The 14,688-nt window shown below is 67.6% G+C and carries 12 protein-coding genes, 1 tRNA gene and 1 pseudogene; 6 read left to right on the forward strand and 8 right to left on the reverse strand.

Annotated elements, in window-relative coordinates; translation table 11 throughout:
• Positions 1-38 precede the first annotated feature (38 nt).
• From ACYVHU_RS14490 to ACYVHU_RS14515, 6 genes are all read left to right on the forward strand, one after another.
• On the forward strand, positions 39-416 hold the full coding sequence (locus ACYVHU_RS14490; protein WP_432937788.1) for a hypothetical protein: 378 nt from the start codon (positions 39-41) through the stop codon (positions 414-416).
• A 98-nt stretch (positions 417-514) separates the two neighbouring features.
• Positions 515-1,246, forward strand: a complete 732-nt coding sequence (locus ACYVHU_RS14495) for a GntR family transcriptional regulator (protein WP_432941586.1) — start codon at positions 515-517, stop codon at positions 1,244-1,246.
• Between the two features lie 116 nt (positions 1,247-1,362).
• Positions 1,363-1,761: a plasmid replication, integration and excision activator gene (locus tag ACYVHU_RS14500; RefSeq protein ID WP_078762034.1), complete on the forward strand. Its 399-nt coding sequence runs from the start codon at positions 1,363-1,365 to the stop codon at positions 1,759-1,761.
• A 114-nt stretch (positions 1,762-1,875) separates the two neighbouring features.
• Complete coding sequence (locus tag ACYVHU_RS14505) at positions 1,876-2,130, forward strand: hypothetical protein (protein WP_078762033.1); 255 nt, start codon at positions 1,876-1,878, stop codon at positions 2,128-2,130.
• A complete protein-coding gene (locus ACYVHU_RS14510) occupies positions 2,127-3,563 on the forward strand; it encodes an FtsK/SpoIIIE domain-containing protein (RefSeq protein WP_498948857.1) in 1,437 nt (478 codons plus the stop codon). Before ACYVHU_RS14505 ends, ACYVHU_RS14510 begins: the two co-directional genes overlap by 4 nt.
• 158 nt (positions 3,564-3,721) lie before the next feature.
• Positions 3,722-4,234, forward strand: coding sequence for a site-specific integrase (locus ACYVHU_RS14515; protein ID WP_159457265.1), 513 nt, complete (start codon positions 3,722-3,724; stop codon positions 4,232-4,234).
• A 75-nt stretch (positions 4,235-4,309) separates the two neighbouring features.
• On the opposite strand, the gene ACYVHU_RS14520 is transcribed toward ACYVHU_RS14515, so the two are convergent.
• The 8 genes and pseudogenes from ACYVHU_RS14520 to dnaN all read right to left on the reverse strand — a co-directional run bounded on the left by ACYVHU_RS14520 (position 4,310) and on the right by dnaN (position 14,188).
• A tRNA-Ile gene (locus ACYVHU_RS14520) sits at positions 4,310-4,383 on the reverse strand.
• Positions 4,384-4,565: 182 nt separating this feature from the next.
• A complete protein-coding gene (locus ACYVHU_RS14525) occupies positions 4,566-5,156 on the reverse strand; it encodes a DUF3566 domain-containing protein (RefSeq protein WP_078762030.1) in 591 nt (196 codons plus the stop codon).
• A gap of 222 nt (positions 5,157-5,378) precedes the next feature.
• On the reverse strand, positions 5,379-7,946 hold the full coding sequence (gyrA, locus tag ACYVHU_RS14530) for a DNA gyrase subunit A (protein ID WP_078762029.1): 2,568 nt from the start codon (positions 7,944-7,946) through the stop codon (positions 5,379-5,381).
• 59 nt (positions 7,947-8,005) lie between these two features.
• On the reverse strand, positions 8,006-9,943 hold the full coding sequence (gene gyrB / locus ACYVHU_RS14535) for a DNA topoisomerase (ATP-hydrolyzing) subunit B (protein ID WP_078762028.1): 1,938 nt from the start codon (positions 9,941-9,943) through the stop codon (positions 8,006-8,008).
• 390 nt (positions 9,944-10,333) lie between these two features.
• Positions 10,334-10,813, reverse strand: coding sequence for a DciA family protein (locus tag ACYVHU_RS14540; RefSeq protein WP_200813638.1), 480 nt, complete (start codon positions 10,811-10,813; stop codon positions 10,334-10,336).
• A 16-nt stretch (positions 10,814-10,829) separates the two neighbouring features.
• Positions 10,830-11,963, reverse strand: a complete 1,134-nt coding sequence (gene recF, locus ACYVHU_RS14545) for a DNA replication/repair protein RecF (RefSeq protein ID WP_078762026.1) — start codon at positions 11,961-11,963, stop codon at positions 10,830-10,832.
• Positions 11,964-12,106: 143 nt separating this feature from the next.
• Positions 12,107-13,003 (reverse strand): annotated as a pseudogene (gnd, locus tag ACYVHU_RS14550) (phosphogluconate dehydrogenase (NAD(+)-dependent, decarboxylating)); the annotation flags it as partial.
• A 45-nt stretch (positions 13,004-13,048) separates the two neighbouring features.
• Positions 13,049-14,188 (reverse strand): DNA polymerase III subunit beta, encoded by a 1,140-nt coding sequence (gene dnaN / locus ACYVHU_RS14555; RefSeq protein WP_078762024.1) that lies wholly within the window; start codon positions 14,186-14,188, stop codon positions 13,049-13,051.
• Positions 14,189-14,688 lie beyond the last annotated feature (500 nt).

The following is a 14,688-nucleotide window of genomic DNA, read 5'->3' on the forward strand; positions in this document are numbered from 1 at the left end:
CTCAAAGCCAAAGAACCGGAGTTGCCAGGGGGGTATAGATGCGTCCAGGAGAAGCCCGGGTCCGTGTCGTCGCCGAGGACTGGCGGTCGATCACCTACGAGGCGGAGTTCGTCCAGTCGAACGGCGAACGTGTGGTCAGGCGCTATCAGTGTGCCCTGCCCAAGGTCATAGCCCTGCGGCGGCTCAGGGCAACCTACATCGTGGGCTTGTGGCACGAGGTCAACGGAGCGTCGTGCAACCACGTCCGCCAGGTTGTCTCTCCGGTCCTGACTTCCGGGGACGAAGCGGCACGTGGTGATGTGGTACTGGTCGCTCGCGCCCTGGTTGAAACGGAGCGGCGCACGGTCTGCGGGGCCACTGCGGACAGCCTTCGGGTCTACGCAGTGGAACGCGCGGTGGACTGGCAAGCCCTCTGACGCTTGTCAAAGCGCCGCTCCGCGTTCGTAAGTGGATTTGAGCCGTACGGCTCAAGTAGTCTCGACCAAACGAGTAATGGACTAACTGAGTGGTCAACATGTCAGGCCTGGAGTTCACGCCTCCCAAATACGCGCAGATCGTCCGAACACTCCAAGAGCGGATCGAGGACGGCACCTACCCGGTGGGCGAGAAGCTCCCCTCCGAGGCGCGTTTGGTGCGTGAGTTCGGCGCGGGGCGGTCCACGGTCGTCCGCGCCCTTCAGATCCTCAGCATGCAGGGATGGATCGAACGCGAACACGGGCGCGGTTCGTTCGTCAAGGGCGTTCCTCACCAGGCTGTTGAACGTTCGCACGCCGGGGCGAGTGCCTTTGAAGCTCCAGAGAACTCCAAGAGCGACCGGATCGCCCGTGCGGGACGGGTGTCCGTTCCCGCGACCATCGCTGAGGCGATTGGCCTGCCCGAGAACGCTCCGGCAATCATGCGGCGGCGCCTGGTACTCGTCGACGACGAACCGAGCGAACTGGTGACGTTGTGGTTTCCCCTGGATGTGGCCGAAGGAACGGACCTGGGAGTCCCTTCTCCGATCAGCATTGGCGCACGTGAACACATCCAGCGTGTCAAGCAACTCCGCCCTTCACGGGTCTTCGAGCGACTCAGCGCGCGGCTGGCCACCGAAGAGGAGAACGAGTATCTCGGGCTCGAAAAGGGAACCCCGGTGCTCGGGATCGTCGCGCGGATAGTGGACACCTCGGGGGAGGTGCTTGCCGTCGCCGAAGTAGTTCTCCCCGGTGACCTGCATGAATTGGAGGACTCCTACTCGGCCGTGTAGGAACAGGAGAAGCCTAGCCACTTAGTCACTTGTCTGATTAAGTTGGGCCGACTACCCTGGCTCTTAACTCGATCGGACAAGTGGTCGAGTGGACGTCTTTAGAGAGGTGCTGACTGATGGCGATTCAGGGTGCGTTGCCGGTGGAGTTCGGGACGGTGTTCCCGCACGGCGCCTTCGCTCTGGGGGTGGAGGCGATCACCGATTTCGAGACCAAGCGACCGCAGCTGGACAAGGAGACCGGTCTTCCCCTGTGGGCGGTGGAGGTGATCGACGCCGACCCCGAGGCGCGCGGCAAGGCCAAGAGCGTGAAGGTCAAGGTGGCCTCCGAGGTGTGCCCCACCCTGCCGGAGGAGGTGGCGGGGCTGCCGTTCCGGCCGGTGGAGTTCGAGTCCATGTCGGTCATGCCCTACGTCGATGACAACGGGCGCCGTCCCCGGGTGGCCTACTCCCTGCGGGCACGCGGCCTCAAGGCGCCTGGCGTTCCGGCTCGCCGTGCGGCCAAGGACGCCGCCTAACCCCTCCCGGCATGAGCGGGGCGGCCTGGTGCTGCAACACCGAGCCGCCCCTTCACCCCTCTGATCTCCGTTCGGCTTCCCAACCGATGAACCACAGAAGAGGTGTGTCTCATTATGGCTGACCAGCCCTCTCCCGTATCCACCCGGGAGATCTCCGAGTTCCTCGCCCTGGTCCGCGAACGCTCCACAGACCCCACTCCGCCGACTCCAGCCGAAGACGTGGTGTTCTTCGAACGCAAGGCCGACCTGCTGTCCCGGATCGCCGCGCACTCCTTCGACCCCGAGGCGGTGGAGGTGGCGGCGATCGCCCATGCCCAGCTCGACGCCGCCCGTGCCCGCCTGGCCCGCGCGGCGGGAGGTGAGCGCTGATGTGGTCTCCTCCTCCGGCGTCTCAACAGGTGTCGGTGACCACTCCGGTCCCGGCACAGTCCTTCCGGTTCGCTACTCCGGTGCTGCCCACTCCGGCGGCGCTGATCGCGGCTCGCTGGCTGTTCCGTCTCTTGACCTTGGTGGTCAAGCTGCCGTTCCGCTTCCCCCTCGCCTGCGCTTCCCTCACCGCCTCCGTTCTGGTCTGGCACGTCTTCGGCTGGGTGGCCCTGGCCGTCGTCTGGTCGCTGGTGGACGTGGGCCTGTTGGTGTGGTGGCGGCGTCGGCCGTCGACGTTCCGCCGCTGGGTGGGCCTGCGTGTCCTGGCGACCTGGCGGTGGTGGTGGGTGTATGCGCGGCAGTGGCAACCGGTGCTCGTGGTGGCGGGGTTGGCCGAGACCTACGCCGAACGCCACTACCTTCCCCGCATTCGCAAGGTGACCTGTTCGGAGTGGGCCGACCGGGTGCGGGTGCGCCTGGTGGCGGGCACGGCTCCGGTCGACTTCGAGAACCGCGTCACCGAGCTGGCGCACGGCTTCGGCGCGGCCTCCTGCCGGGTGACGGTGCTCGGTCCCCGGGACGTGGTGCTGGAGTTCCCCCGCCACGACACCCTCGCCGAACCGATCGCCGCGCTCGACGTTCCAGCCGTCCCCGACCTCGGCGCGCTGCCCGTGGGACTCCAAGAGGACGGAACACCGTGGCGGCTGCGTCTGCACGGCACCCACGTGCTCGTGGTCGGGGTGACGGGCGCGGGGAAGGGCTCGGTGATCTGGTCGGCCATCCGCGCCATGCTCCCCGCGATGCAGGCGGGGACGGCGCAGGTCCGCGCGATCGATCCCAAGCGGATGGAGCTGTCCTATGGCCGGCGCCTGTTCGCCTCCTATGCCGACGACGGGGAATCCGCGGTGGCCCTGCTGGAACAGGCCGTGGCCGACATGCGGGAACGAGCCGAACGCTACGCGGGCAAGCAGCGCGCCCATGCCCCCTCGACCTCGGACCCCTTCGTCGTGGTGGTGCTGGACGAGGTGGCGTTTTTGACCGCCTACCACCCCGACCGCGACGTGCGGCGGCGTGCGGAGAACGCCATCGCGACCCTGACGTCCCAGGGTCGGTCGGTGGGGTTCTGCGTCCTCGCCGCGTTGCAGGACCCGCGCAAGGAGGTCATGAACCTGCGCAACCTCTTCCCCGACAAGATCGCCCTGCGCCTGGACGAAGCCTCACAGGTCGACATGGTGCTCGGGGAAGGGGCGCGGGAGCGTGGGGCCAACGCCCATCTGGTCGACCCGGACCTTCCCGGCGTGGCCTTCGTCCGCGTGGAGGGCTCGCCCATACCGGTCCGGGTGCGAGCGGCCTACGTCTGTGACGACGACATCGACGCCATGGCCGCTGGTGACTCCTCGACGGTGAAGGCGAGTGTGATGGAGGGGGCCGCCTAGATGCCGACTCCCACGGGGAAGACCACCCGAGCCGAACGGCCGGAACGAGTCAGGCCCTGGAACGCCGAGGAGGCGAAACGCTTCCTGGAGTACGCGCGTTCGCATCCGCTCCACCCGGCCTTCGTATTGATGCTCCTCTACGGGCTGCGACGGGGGAGGTGCTGGGTCTGTCCTGGGACGACGTGGACCTGGAACGCGACGTCTTGTCGATCAAGCGACAAGTCCAGCGGGTGGACGGGGCGCTGGCCCTGGTGGACGTCAAGACGCGGGCGGGCCGGCGTTCGCTCCCGCTGCTGCCCTGGGCGAGGGACGCCCTGCTGGAACAGGCCCGGTGGCAGTCCGACCACAAGCGTCGGGCGGGGGAGAGCTGGGAGGAGACCGGCCTGGTGTTCACCACCCGGACCGGCCGGGCGATCCAGCCGCGCAGCTTCTCACGCTCCTTCGAGCGCCTGGTCGCCGCGTCTCCGCTGCGGGTGATCCGGCTCCACGACCTACGCCACTCGGTGGCCTCGCTGCTCAAACAGGCGGGCGTGGCTCCCCGGGACGCGATGGAGATCCTGGGGCACAGCCGCATCTCGGTCACCATGGAGATCTATCCGCATAGCGACGAAGCGACACAGCGAGAGGGACTCGGCCGACTGGGCGACGCTCTCTTCGGGGACGGCGACTGACACCGTTGCTGTCACCACTGCTGTCAAAGGCCCCTGTCGGTGATCCGACAGGGGCCTTCTCGCAGCTTATGAGGGTGGGCGTACCAGGACTTGAACCTGGGGCCTCATCCTTATCAGGGATGCGCTCTAACCGACTGAGCTATACGCCCTCGTTCCGGAGGAACTCTACCGCATCCGGCGGACCTGGGCGAACCGTGTCCGAGGTGCGGGGGAGAGGAGGGGCGGGACTCCCGCGTCCCTCTCTACATCCCCAAGTCTAGCGCGCCCGCGGAGTGCTCAGGCCCTCACGCGAACGGGCGTAAGGGCCTGGAACGGGAGGGAAAGACCTCGATTACTCGGTCTCGCTCAGGGTCACGTCGATACCGCCGACGAGATCGGCGGCGAGGTTGTAGAGCATCGCGCCGACCGTGGACAGGGCCGTGATCAAGACGATGTTCAAGGCTCCGAGGAGGCCGGTGTAACCGAGCACCCGGGCCGCGGAGAACCAGTTCTCGGGGTTGAGGGGGAGCTCGTCACCCTCGCCCCCGTCGGTGAGGGAGTTGATGAGGTCGGTGACCGCGTCGAAGACGCCGAGGGTCGAGAGGAACGCGTAGAGGACCGCGACCGCGACGAACAGGACGATGAAGCAGACAAGCGAAATAACAAAGCTGAACTTCAACACCGATCCGGGTTCGACCCGGGTCAACGAGAGGTGGGCCTTGCGGGCGGTATTCACCGGCTTGGCGCCTGATTTGTCCTTGGTCTCCGGTACAGCCATCGTCACATCACCCTGTTCGGCGCTGTCGGCCGTCGACGAATCGGCCCCGTCGGCCGTCACGGCCGGCGGAGCAGCGTTCTCCTGCTCTTCGTGTTCTTCCCTGCTGTCGTTGTCCGCCTGGTCAGGCTCTTGGGCAGCGGATTGCCGTTGCGCGTTGTCGGACATAGCCACGTTACCGCTGGACTTTCCATGTGACGGTGGGAACCCGTGAGAGGGGCACTGGCCGCAACACTCCACGGGATGGGGTGGATTACTAGCAAAAGCGACTCTATTGGCCTTACAGCCCTCGGCGCTCTGCGTCGGCGCCTCCAGACCGGCGAAGGGCGTGGGGAAGGCAACGCCCTCCCCACGCCCGGTGACGTCGAACCGGTCTCCCGGTGAACGGTACTACTCCGCGGACCCCGCCTCGACCGCCTCGGACGCCGTCTCGGCATTGGCCTCGGCGGTTTCGTCCTCCTCCATCGACTCGGCGTTGCGAGCGAGGGCGACGATGTGGTTGCCGTTGGCGAGGTTCATCAGGCGGACGCCCATCGTGGCCCGTCCGGACTGCTTGATCTCGGCGCAACGGGTGCGGATGACCCCGCCCGCCGAGGTGATCGCGAAGATCTCGTCCTCCTCGGGCGAGACCATGAGGGCGCCGACGAGCCGGCCCCGGGCCTCGACGATCTTGGCGGTCAGGACCCCCTTGCCGCCCCGGTTCTGAAGCGGGTACTGGTCGGCCGGGGTGCGCTTGGCGTAGCCCCCCTCGGTCGCCACCAGCACGTCGGTGGCGCCGTCGCCGTCCCGGATGACGTCCATGCTCAGCAGGTAGTCCCCGTCGAGGAACCGCATGCCGATGACACCGCTGGTGGCGCGTCCCATCGGGCGCAGCGAGTCGTCCGACGCCGAGAACCGGATCGCCTGGGCGTTGCTGCTGATGAGCAGGAGGTCGTCGGTCGGGAAGACCAGCCGGGCCGCGATCAGCTCGTCGTTCTCGCGCAGGTTGATCGCGATGATGCCGGCCGAGCGTGTGGAGTCGAAGTCCTCCAGACGCGACTTCTTGACCAGCCCGTCCCGGGTGGCGAGGACCAGGTAGGGCGCGGCGTCGTAGTCGCGCAACGCCATGACCTGGGCGATCTCCTCGTCCGGCTGGAAGGGCACGAGGTTGGCGACGTGCTGGCCGCGCGCGTCCCTGGCCGCCTCGGGAAGCTCGTAGGCCTTCGTCCGGTACACCCGGCCCTTGTTCGTGAAGAACAGGATCCAGTTGTGCGTGGTCGTCACGAAGAAGTGCTGGACGATGTCGTCCTGCTTGAGCTGGGCACCGCGCACGCCCTTGCCGCCGCGCTTCTGCGCCCGGTAGTTGTCGAGCCGGGTGCGCTTGGCATACCCGCCGCGGGAGATCGTGACGGCGATCTCCTCCTCGGCGATGAAGTCCTCCATGCGCATGTCGCCCTCGAAGGGGACGATCTGCGTGCGACGCTCGTCACCGTACTTCTCGACGATCTCGGCGAGCTCGGTGCGGACGATGCTGCGCTGCCGGTCGGGGGAGGACAGGATGTCGTTGTAGTCGGAGATCTGCGCCATCAGCTCGTCGTACTCGTCGGTGAGCTGACGCCGTTCCAGGGCGGCGAGCTTGCGCAGCTGCATGTCGAGGATCGCGCGGGCCTGCACGTCGTCGATCTGCAGCAGGCTTATCAGGCCGTTCTTGGCCGCGTCGGCGGAGGGGCTCTGCCGGATCAGGGCGATGACCTCGTCGATGCGGTCGATGGCCTTGAGCAGCGCGCGCAGGATGTGGGCGCGCTCCTCGGCCTTGCGCAGCAGGTAGCGGGTGCGTCGGACGATGACCTCGACCTGGTGGGCGACCCAGGTGCGGACGAACTGGTCGAGGCGCAGCGTACGCGGCACGCCGTCGACGAGGGCCAGCATGTTGGCGCCGAACGTCTCCTGCAGCTGCGTGTGCTTGTACAGGTTGTTCAGCACGACCTTGGCCACGGCGTCGCGCTTGAGGACGATGACCAGGCGCTGGCCGGTGCGGCCACTGGTCTCGTCCTTGACGTCGGCGATGCCGGTGATCTTGCCGTCCTTGACGAGCTCGGCGATCTTCAGGGCGAGGTTGTCCGTGTTGACCTGGTAGGGCAGCTCGGTGACGACCAGGCACTGCCGTCCCCGGCTGTCCTCCTCGATCTCGACGACGGCGCGCATCGTGATGGAGCCACGGCCCGTGCGGTAGGCGTCCTCGATGCCGCGGCGGCCGACGATGAGCCCGTGGGTGGGGAAGTCGGGTCCCTTGATGCGGGCGATCAACCCGTCGAGGATCTCCTCGTCGGAGAGGTCCGGGTTGTCGAGGAACCAGTTGACACCGTCGGCCACCTCGCGCAGGTTGTGCGGCGGGATGTTCGTGGCCATGCCGACCGCGATGCCGTTGGACCCGTTGACCAGCAGGTTGGGGAAACGGGACGGCAGGACGTCGGGCTCGGCGGTCTTCCCGTCGTAGTTGGGCGAGAAGTCGACAGTCTCCTTGTCGATATCCCGCACCATCTCCATGGCGAGGTTCTCGAGCTTGCACTCGGTGTAGCGCATGGCCGCGGCGGGGTCGTTGCCCCGCGAACCGAAGTTGCCGTTGCTGTCGATGAGCGGCATCCGCATGGACCACTTCTGGGCCAACCGCACGAGCGCGTCGTAGATCGAGGCGTCACCGTGCGGGTGGTAGTTCCCCATGACGTCGCCGACGACGCGGGCGCACTTGAAGTAGCCGCGGTCGGGACGGTAACCGCCGTCGTACATCGCGTAGAGGATGCGGCGGTGGACGGGCTTGAGACCGTCACGGACGTCGGGGAGGGCACGGCCGACGATGACCGACATCGCGTAGTCGAGATAGCTGCGCTGCATCTCGATCTGGATGTCGACCGGCTCGACCCGGTCGTGCCGGTTCTCGGTTTCTTCCTCGGGGACTTCCGGGGTGTTCGCATCCGTCACTGGATGTCGATCCTTTTCTGGTGAGTCGTTCGCGGCCGTCGAGGTGCTCCGCTCGCGGGTCAGACGTCCAGGAAGCGGACGTCGCGAGCGTTGCGCTGGATGAAGGAGCGCCGGGACTCGACGTCCTCACCCATGAGCACGCTGAACATCTCGTCGGCCTGCGCGGCGTCGTCGAGCGTCACCTGGAGGAGCACCCGGCCGGCGGGGTCCATGGTGGTCTCCCACAGTTCGACCGCGTTCATCTCGCCCAGACCCTTGAACCGCTGCACGAAGTCGCGGGGGCGAGGGTCGCGCTTGCCCGCGGCGATGCCCGCGGCGATGACCTCGTCGCGCTCCCGGTCGGTGAAGACGTAGTCGGCGTCGTTTCCGCGCTGGTCCCACTTGATCTTGTACAGCGGCGGCTGCGCCAGGTAGACGTGGCCGGCCTCGATCAGCGGCTTCATGAACCGGAACAGCAACGTGAGCAGCAGCGTGCGGATGTGCTGACCGTCGACGTCGGCGTCGGCCATCAGGATGATCTTGTGGTACCGCAGCTTCTCGATGTCGAAGTCGTCGTGCACGCCGGTGCCGAGAGCGGTGATGATCGCCTGGACTTCCTGGTTCTTCAGGATCCGGTCGATGCGCGCCTTCTCGACGTTGAGGATCTTGCCGCGGATGGGCAGGATCGCCTGGTATTCGGGGTCGCGCCCGCCCTTGGCGGAGCCACCGGCGGAGTCACCCTCGACGATGTAGAGCTCGCACTTCTCCGGCTCGGTCGACTGGCAGTCGGACAGCTTGCCGGGGAGGGAGGTGGACTCCAACAGCGTCTTGCGCCGGGTGAGGTCACGGGCCTGACGCGCCGCGATGCGCGCCCGGGCGGCCTGGCTCGCCTTGCTGACGATGTCCTTGGCCTCGCCGGGGTTGCGCTCGAACCAGTCGCGCAGATGCTCGTTGCACACCTTCTGGACGAAGGACTTGGCCTCGGTGTTGCCGAGCTTGGTCTTGGTCTGCCCCTCGAACTGGGGGTCGGCCAGCTTGACCGAGATGATCGCGGTGAGCCCCTCGCGGATGTCGTCACCCGTGAGGTTGTCCTCCTTCTCCCGCAACAGCTTCTGGTCACGCGCGTAGCGGTTGACGATCGAGGTCAGCGCGGAGCGGAAGCCCTCTTCGTGGGTGCCGCCCTCGGCCGTGTTGATCGTGTTGGCGAAGGTGTGCACCGAGGAGGTGTAGGACTGATTCCACTGCATCGCGATCTCGACCGCGATGCCGTCGCCCTCGTCCTCGAAGTCGATGACCGAGGCGTGCGCCTGCTCCTTGGTGGCGTTGATGTGACGGACGAAGTCCGTCAGACCGCCCTCGTAGTGGTAGGTCTGGACGACGGGCGAGTCGTCGACGAACTCCGGACGCTCATCGCGGATGGTGATGGACAGTCCCTTGTTGAGGAAGGCCATCTCCTGGAGCCGCCGCGACAGCGTCTCGAAGCTGTAGGTCGTGGTCTCGAAGATGTCGCCGTCGGCCCAGAAGGTGATCTGGGTGCCGGTCTCCTCGGTCTCCTCCCCCCGCGAGAGCTCGCCGGTGGGACGCGACTTGACGTAGCTCTGCCGCCACACGTACCCGTCACGCCGGATCTCCGCTTCGAGGCGGGTGGACAGCGCGTTGACGACGGAGGCGCCGACACCGTGCAGACCACCGGAGACGGCGTAGGACTTGCCGTCGAACTTGCCGCCGGCGTGCAGCGTGGTCAGGATCAGCTCGATGGCTGGCCGCTTCTCCACGGGATGGACGTCGACGGGAATACCACGGCCGTTGTCGGCGACACGGACGCCGCCGTCGGCCTGAAGGGTCACCTCGATCGCGTCGGCGTGGCCGGCGAGGGCTTCATCCACCGAGTTGTCCACCACTTCGTAGACCATGTGGTGGAGGCCCCGTTCACCGGTGGAACCGATGTACATGCCGGGGCGCTTACGTACCGCCTCGAGCCCTTCAAGAACCGTGATTGATCGAGCATCGTAGGCCAAGTGTGAACACCCTCCTGCTGGGGACACCTACCAGCCATAGGCAATTGACGAGCGAAGCGGCTCCGGCCGACGCCGGCTGTCGTACAGCCGAAGCGACCGGGCGCCACCCGTTTCCAATTCCCTGCCCCCCGCTCTCGGGGCGGGTCGTGCCGGCGGAAGCGTCCGTAGAACCATCACCTATGATACCGCGCGCATCACCGGAAAGTGGCATTCACGGCGCTGTGATGCGCCAGAGCGGGCTAACAGAGAGGGAGACGACTCCCTACACGTGGACCCCCCTCTACGGAACTCCCCGCGTGGTTCAGTGCCTTCGGCGAGGGTGTGACCCGAGTAGCGGAGGGGGCACCCGTATCACCTGCTGTTCTCTGTCTGAAATGTCGCGGCTCCGGCTCAGCGAACCCGCCAGCGCCCTCCGCCACCGCGGGGACGCCCCGGTCCCCGGACCTTGATCGAACGCACACTGCCCTGACCCAGCTCCTCGTTGAGCCGACGCAGAAGCTGGGGGGTCAACGCCCGCACCTGGGTCGCCCACGCCGGGGAGTCGGCGGCGACCACGAGCTCCCCCTCCTCGAAGGTCTCCGGGCGCACGTGTTCGGCCAGACCCGCACCGACGATCTGGTCCCACCGGCCGAAGACCCCGCCGATCGCGACCTGCTCCTGCCAACCGTGCTCGATCAACCAACTGCGGATGGCGTCACCGAACAGTTGGGGCTCGCGCCGGGCCCGCAGAGGTCCACGGCGGACCCTGCGCGGCGCCGTGGGCGCGGCCCCGCGCTCACGCGCCGCGGCGCGCGCCTGAGCCAACGCCTGGCGGGCGAGTTCGATACCGCTCGGCTGCCGCGAGGATCCCTCGGAGCCTGGCCCGTCCAGGCCCCGTGTGGCGTCGTCACTCACGTTCGACCGTTCCCCCCTGCACCCGGAACCGTCTGCCCACCAACTCGTCGGGGATGTCGCCCGGCACCGCCGCGCTCACCAGTACCTGCTCGGCGGTGCGCACGTGTTCGGCCAACCGCCGCCGGCGCTCCGCGTCGAGTTCGGCGAAGACGTCGTCGAGGATGAGCACGGGGTCGTCACCGTCGGCGCGCAACAGCTCGAACCCGGCCAACCGCAGCGCCAGCGCGTAGGACCAGGACTCGCCCTGGCTCGCGTACCCCTTGGCCGGAAGCTCGTCGAGCCTCAGGTACAGATCGTCACGGTGGGGGCCGACCAGGCTGACACCGCGCTGGAGCTCCTGGGGGCGCGCCTGGACGAGCGCGTCACGCAGCAGGCCGGCGAGCCGGTCACGGTCGGCCGGTACCTCGGTCCCCTCCGGCCACGCCGAACCGCGGTAGTGCAGAACCGGAAGTCCGCCGGAGGAGGCCAGTTCGCCGTAGGCCTTGGCGACGAGCGGTTGCAGTTCGGCGACGAGACCGATCCGGGCGGCCAGCAGTTCGGCTCCGGCCGTGGCCAGATGGTCGTCCCAGACGTCCAGGGTGGACAGATCAGGCTCGGCGCGCTGTTTGAAGAACCGGGCCGACGCCGACTTGAGCAGGGCGTTGCGCTGTTTGAGGACCCGGTCGTAGTCGGAACGGACACCCGCGTAGCGGGGGGCGCGCGCGATCAGCAGCTCGTCGAGGAAGCGGCGCCGCTCGCCGGGGTCTCCCTTGACCAGGGCCAGGTCCTCGGGGGCGAAGAGGACCGTGCGCAACAGACCGAGGATGTCGCGCGGGCGGGTGGCGGAGGAACGGTTCAGACGCGCCCGGTTGGCCTTTCCCGGGTTGATCTCCAGTTCCACCAGGGCCGTGCGGCCGTCCTTGACGAGCTCGGCGCGGACGATCGCCCGTTCGGCTCCCTGCCGGACCAGGGGGGCGTCGGTGGCGACCCGATGGCTGCCGAGCGTGGCGACATAGCCGATGGCCTCGACCAGGTTGGTCTTGCCCTGGCCGTTGGGGCCGATGAACGTGCTGATCCCCGGTTCCAGGACGACGTGCGCCGACGCGTAGGAACGGTAATCGGCCAGTTGCAGCTGCGATACGTACATCTGGCCTCTCCTTTGTACGCGGGGCGGGTCGTATGGGACGCGGAAGAGATCCGGACCCTCGCGGGCGCGCCGTGAGGGTCCGGGGGTGTCACGTCGTTTCACGTGAAACCTACAGCGAGGCTCCAACGTGGACTTTTGAAAGGCTACGCCTGGTCTTCGGTGGCCCGGGTGACCGCGTGTCCGCCGAACTGGTTGCGCAGCGCCGCGATGACCTTCATCGCGGGGCTGTCCTCCTGTCGTGAGGCGAACCGGGCGAACAGGGCGGCCGTGATGACCGGCGCCGGAACCGCGTGGTCGACCGCGGCCTGAACCGTCCAGCGTCCCTCGCCGGAGTCCTGGGCGTAGCCGCGCAGGCCGGCGAGCTCGGGGTCCTCCTCCAGCGCGCGCACCAGGAGGTCGAGCAGCCAGGAACGGACCACGGTGCCCTCGCGCCAGCTGTCGAACGTGCCCGGCACGTCGTCGACGATGTCGGAGGCGGCCATGAGCTCGTACCCCTCGGCGAAGGCCTGCATCATGCCGTACTCGATGCCGTTGTGGACCATCTTGACGAAGTGCCCCGCACCGACCCCACCGGCGTGGACGTACCCGCCGCCGGAGTCGGGGGTCAGGGCGTCGAAGATGGGCTTGGCCCGCTCGATGTCCTCGGGCGCGCCACCGACCATGATGCCGTAGCCGTTCTGACGTCCCCAGACACCACCGCTGACGCCGGCGTCCACGTAGTGGATGCCGAGTTCCTTGAGCTCGTCGGCGCGCTTGCGGTCATCGACGTAGTGCGAGTTCCCGCCCTCGATGATGAGGTCGCCGGCCTCCAGGAGCCCGGAGAGTTCCCGAATGGTGGCGGCGGTGGGCTCGCCGGCCGGAACCATCAGCCAGACGATCCGCGGCGCTTCCAGGCGCTGGACGAGCTCGGCGAGGCTGTCGACGTCACGCACCTCGGGGTTGTAGTCGAACCCGATGACGTCGTGGCCCTTCTCTCTGAGCCGTGTCGCCATGTTGCCGCCCATTTTGCCCAGGCCGATGAGACCCAGTTGCATGCTCTTGCTCCCCCTATGTTCGACCTGTGGATATGTGGACGAGTCGACTCGTCACCCGGACAGCCGCACCGGCATGATCAGGTACCGGTAGTCGGACGCCCCGCCGTCGTCGGCGGGCTTGCCGGTGATGATGGCCGGCTTCGTCGATGTCGTGAACTGCAGACGGGCGATGTCGGAGTCGATGGCGTTGAGACCGTCCAGCAGGAACGCGGAGTTGAACGCGATCTGGATGTCATCGCCCTCGAGACCGGCCTCCAGGACCTCGACCGCCTGGGCCTCGTCACCGGTCCCGGCCTCGAGCACCAGCCTGCCGTCGGCGAACGCGAGCCGCAGCGGGGTGTTGCGCTCGGCCACCAGGGACACGCGCTTGACCGCCTCGACGAACTCGGCCTTCTGCACCTCGGCGACGGAGTTGAAGGAGTCCGGCAGCAGCGCCCGGTACTTGGGGAAGTCCCCCTCGAGCAGGCGGGTGGTCGTACGCCGTCCCCCACCGGAGAAGCCGATCATGCCCTCGCCGCTCTCGGCCGCCGACAGGGCGATCGAGACCTCGGCGCCGGAGGTCAGCGACTTGGCGGTGTCGGCGAGCGTCTTGGCCGGGACCAGGGCCACCGCGGAGAGTTCCGGGTCCTGCGGCTTCCAGGTGAGCTCGCGCACCGCGAGGCGGTAGCGGTCGGTGGAGGCGAGGGTCACCTTGTCGCCCTCGATCTCGATGCGCACACCCGTGAGCATGGGAAGCGTGTCGTCACGGCCGGCGGCCACCGCCACCTGGCTCACCGCGGCGGCGAAGACGTCGCTGCCGACCGTTCCGGTCATCTCGGGCATGGCCGGGAGGGTCGGGTAGTCCTCGACCGGCAGGGTGAGAAGGGTGAACTTCGCGCTCCCGCAGGAGACGACCACCTTGGCCCCGTCGGTGCTGATCTCCACCGTCTGTGGAGGAAGGTTGCGGGTGATCTCGGCCAGAAGTCGGCCCGAGACGAGCGTGGTACCCGGCTCCTCGACGTCGATGTCGACGGCGACCTGCGCGGAGACCTCATAGTCGAAGCTGGACAGCCGCAACCGTTGCCGCCCGTCGTGCTCCCCCGCGTCCAGCAGCATCCCGGCAAGGACGGGGACGGAAGGCCGGACCGGCAGCGTACGAGCGGTCCAGGCGACTGCGTCGGCGAGTACGTCGCGTTCGACCCGGAACTTCACTATCCGACTCTCTTTCCTCGAAAAACCACGAACCCGATGTGCGGCCGGCCCGCGTCCCCGCGGGGTGGCCCGCTGTCCACGGTCTGTGGACCTGCGCGGTCCGGGCGGTCCGGATGGAGGTGCCGCCGGCGCGTTACAGGGGGCGAGTTCACACGGTACCCGGATTCGCATCCAGCCGCTGCCCACCACACCTCATTGGGACCCACTCCACCACGGGCGGGGAGGAGGCCGGCGATCGAGGTGCGGGCGAGAGGTCCTCTCCTCGGTGCGCTGGCTCGGACGGGATGCGGGGTGGTCCGTCGGGCAGCGGAGCGGATGTCCACAGAATCGGGCCGAAGCTGTTTTCCAAGCCTCGAGAGTTCTTAAAGAGGCGTAGTAGTAATAGGTCCTGTGGATAGTGTGGATAAGCATCGTATCCGCAGGTCAACCCGTGTTTTTCTGTCCACTGCCCCTGTGGGTGGAGCATGGGGAAAACGTGGCCGGCTGTGGATCGGGCGAGA

The sequence above is a fragment of the Marinactinospora endophytica genome (genome assembly GCF_054780875.1).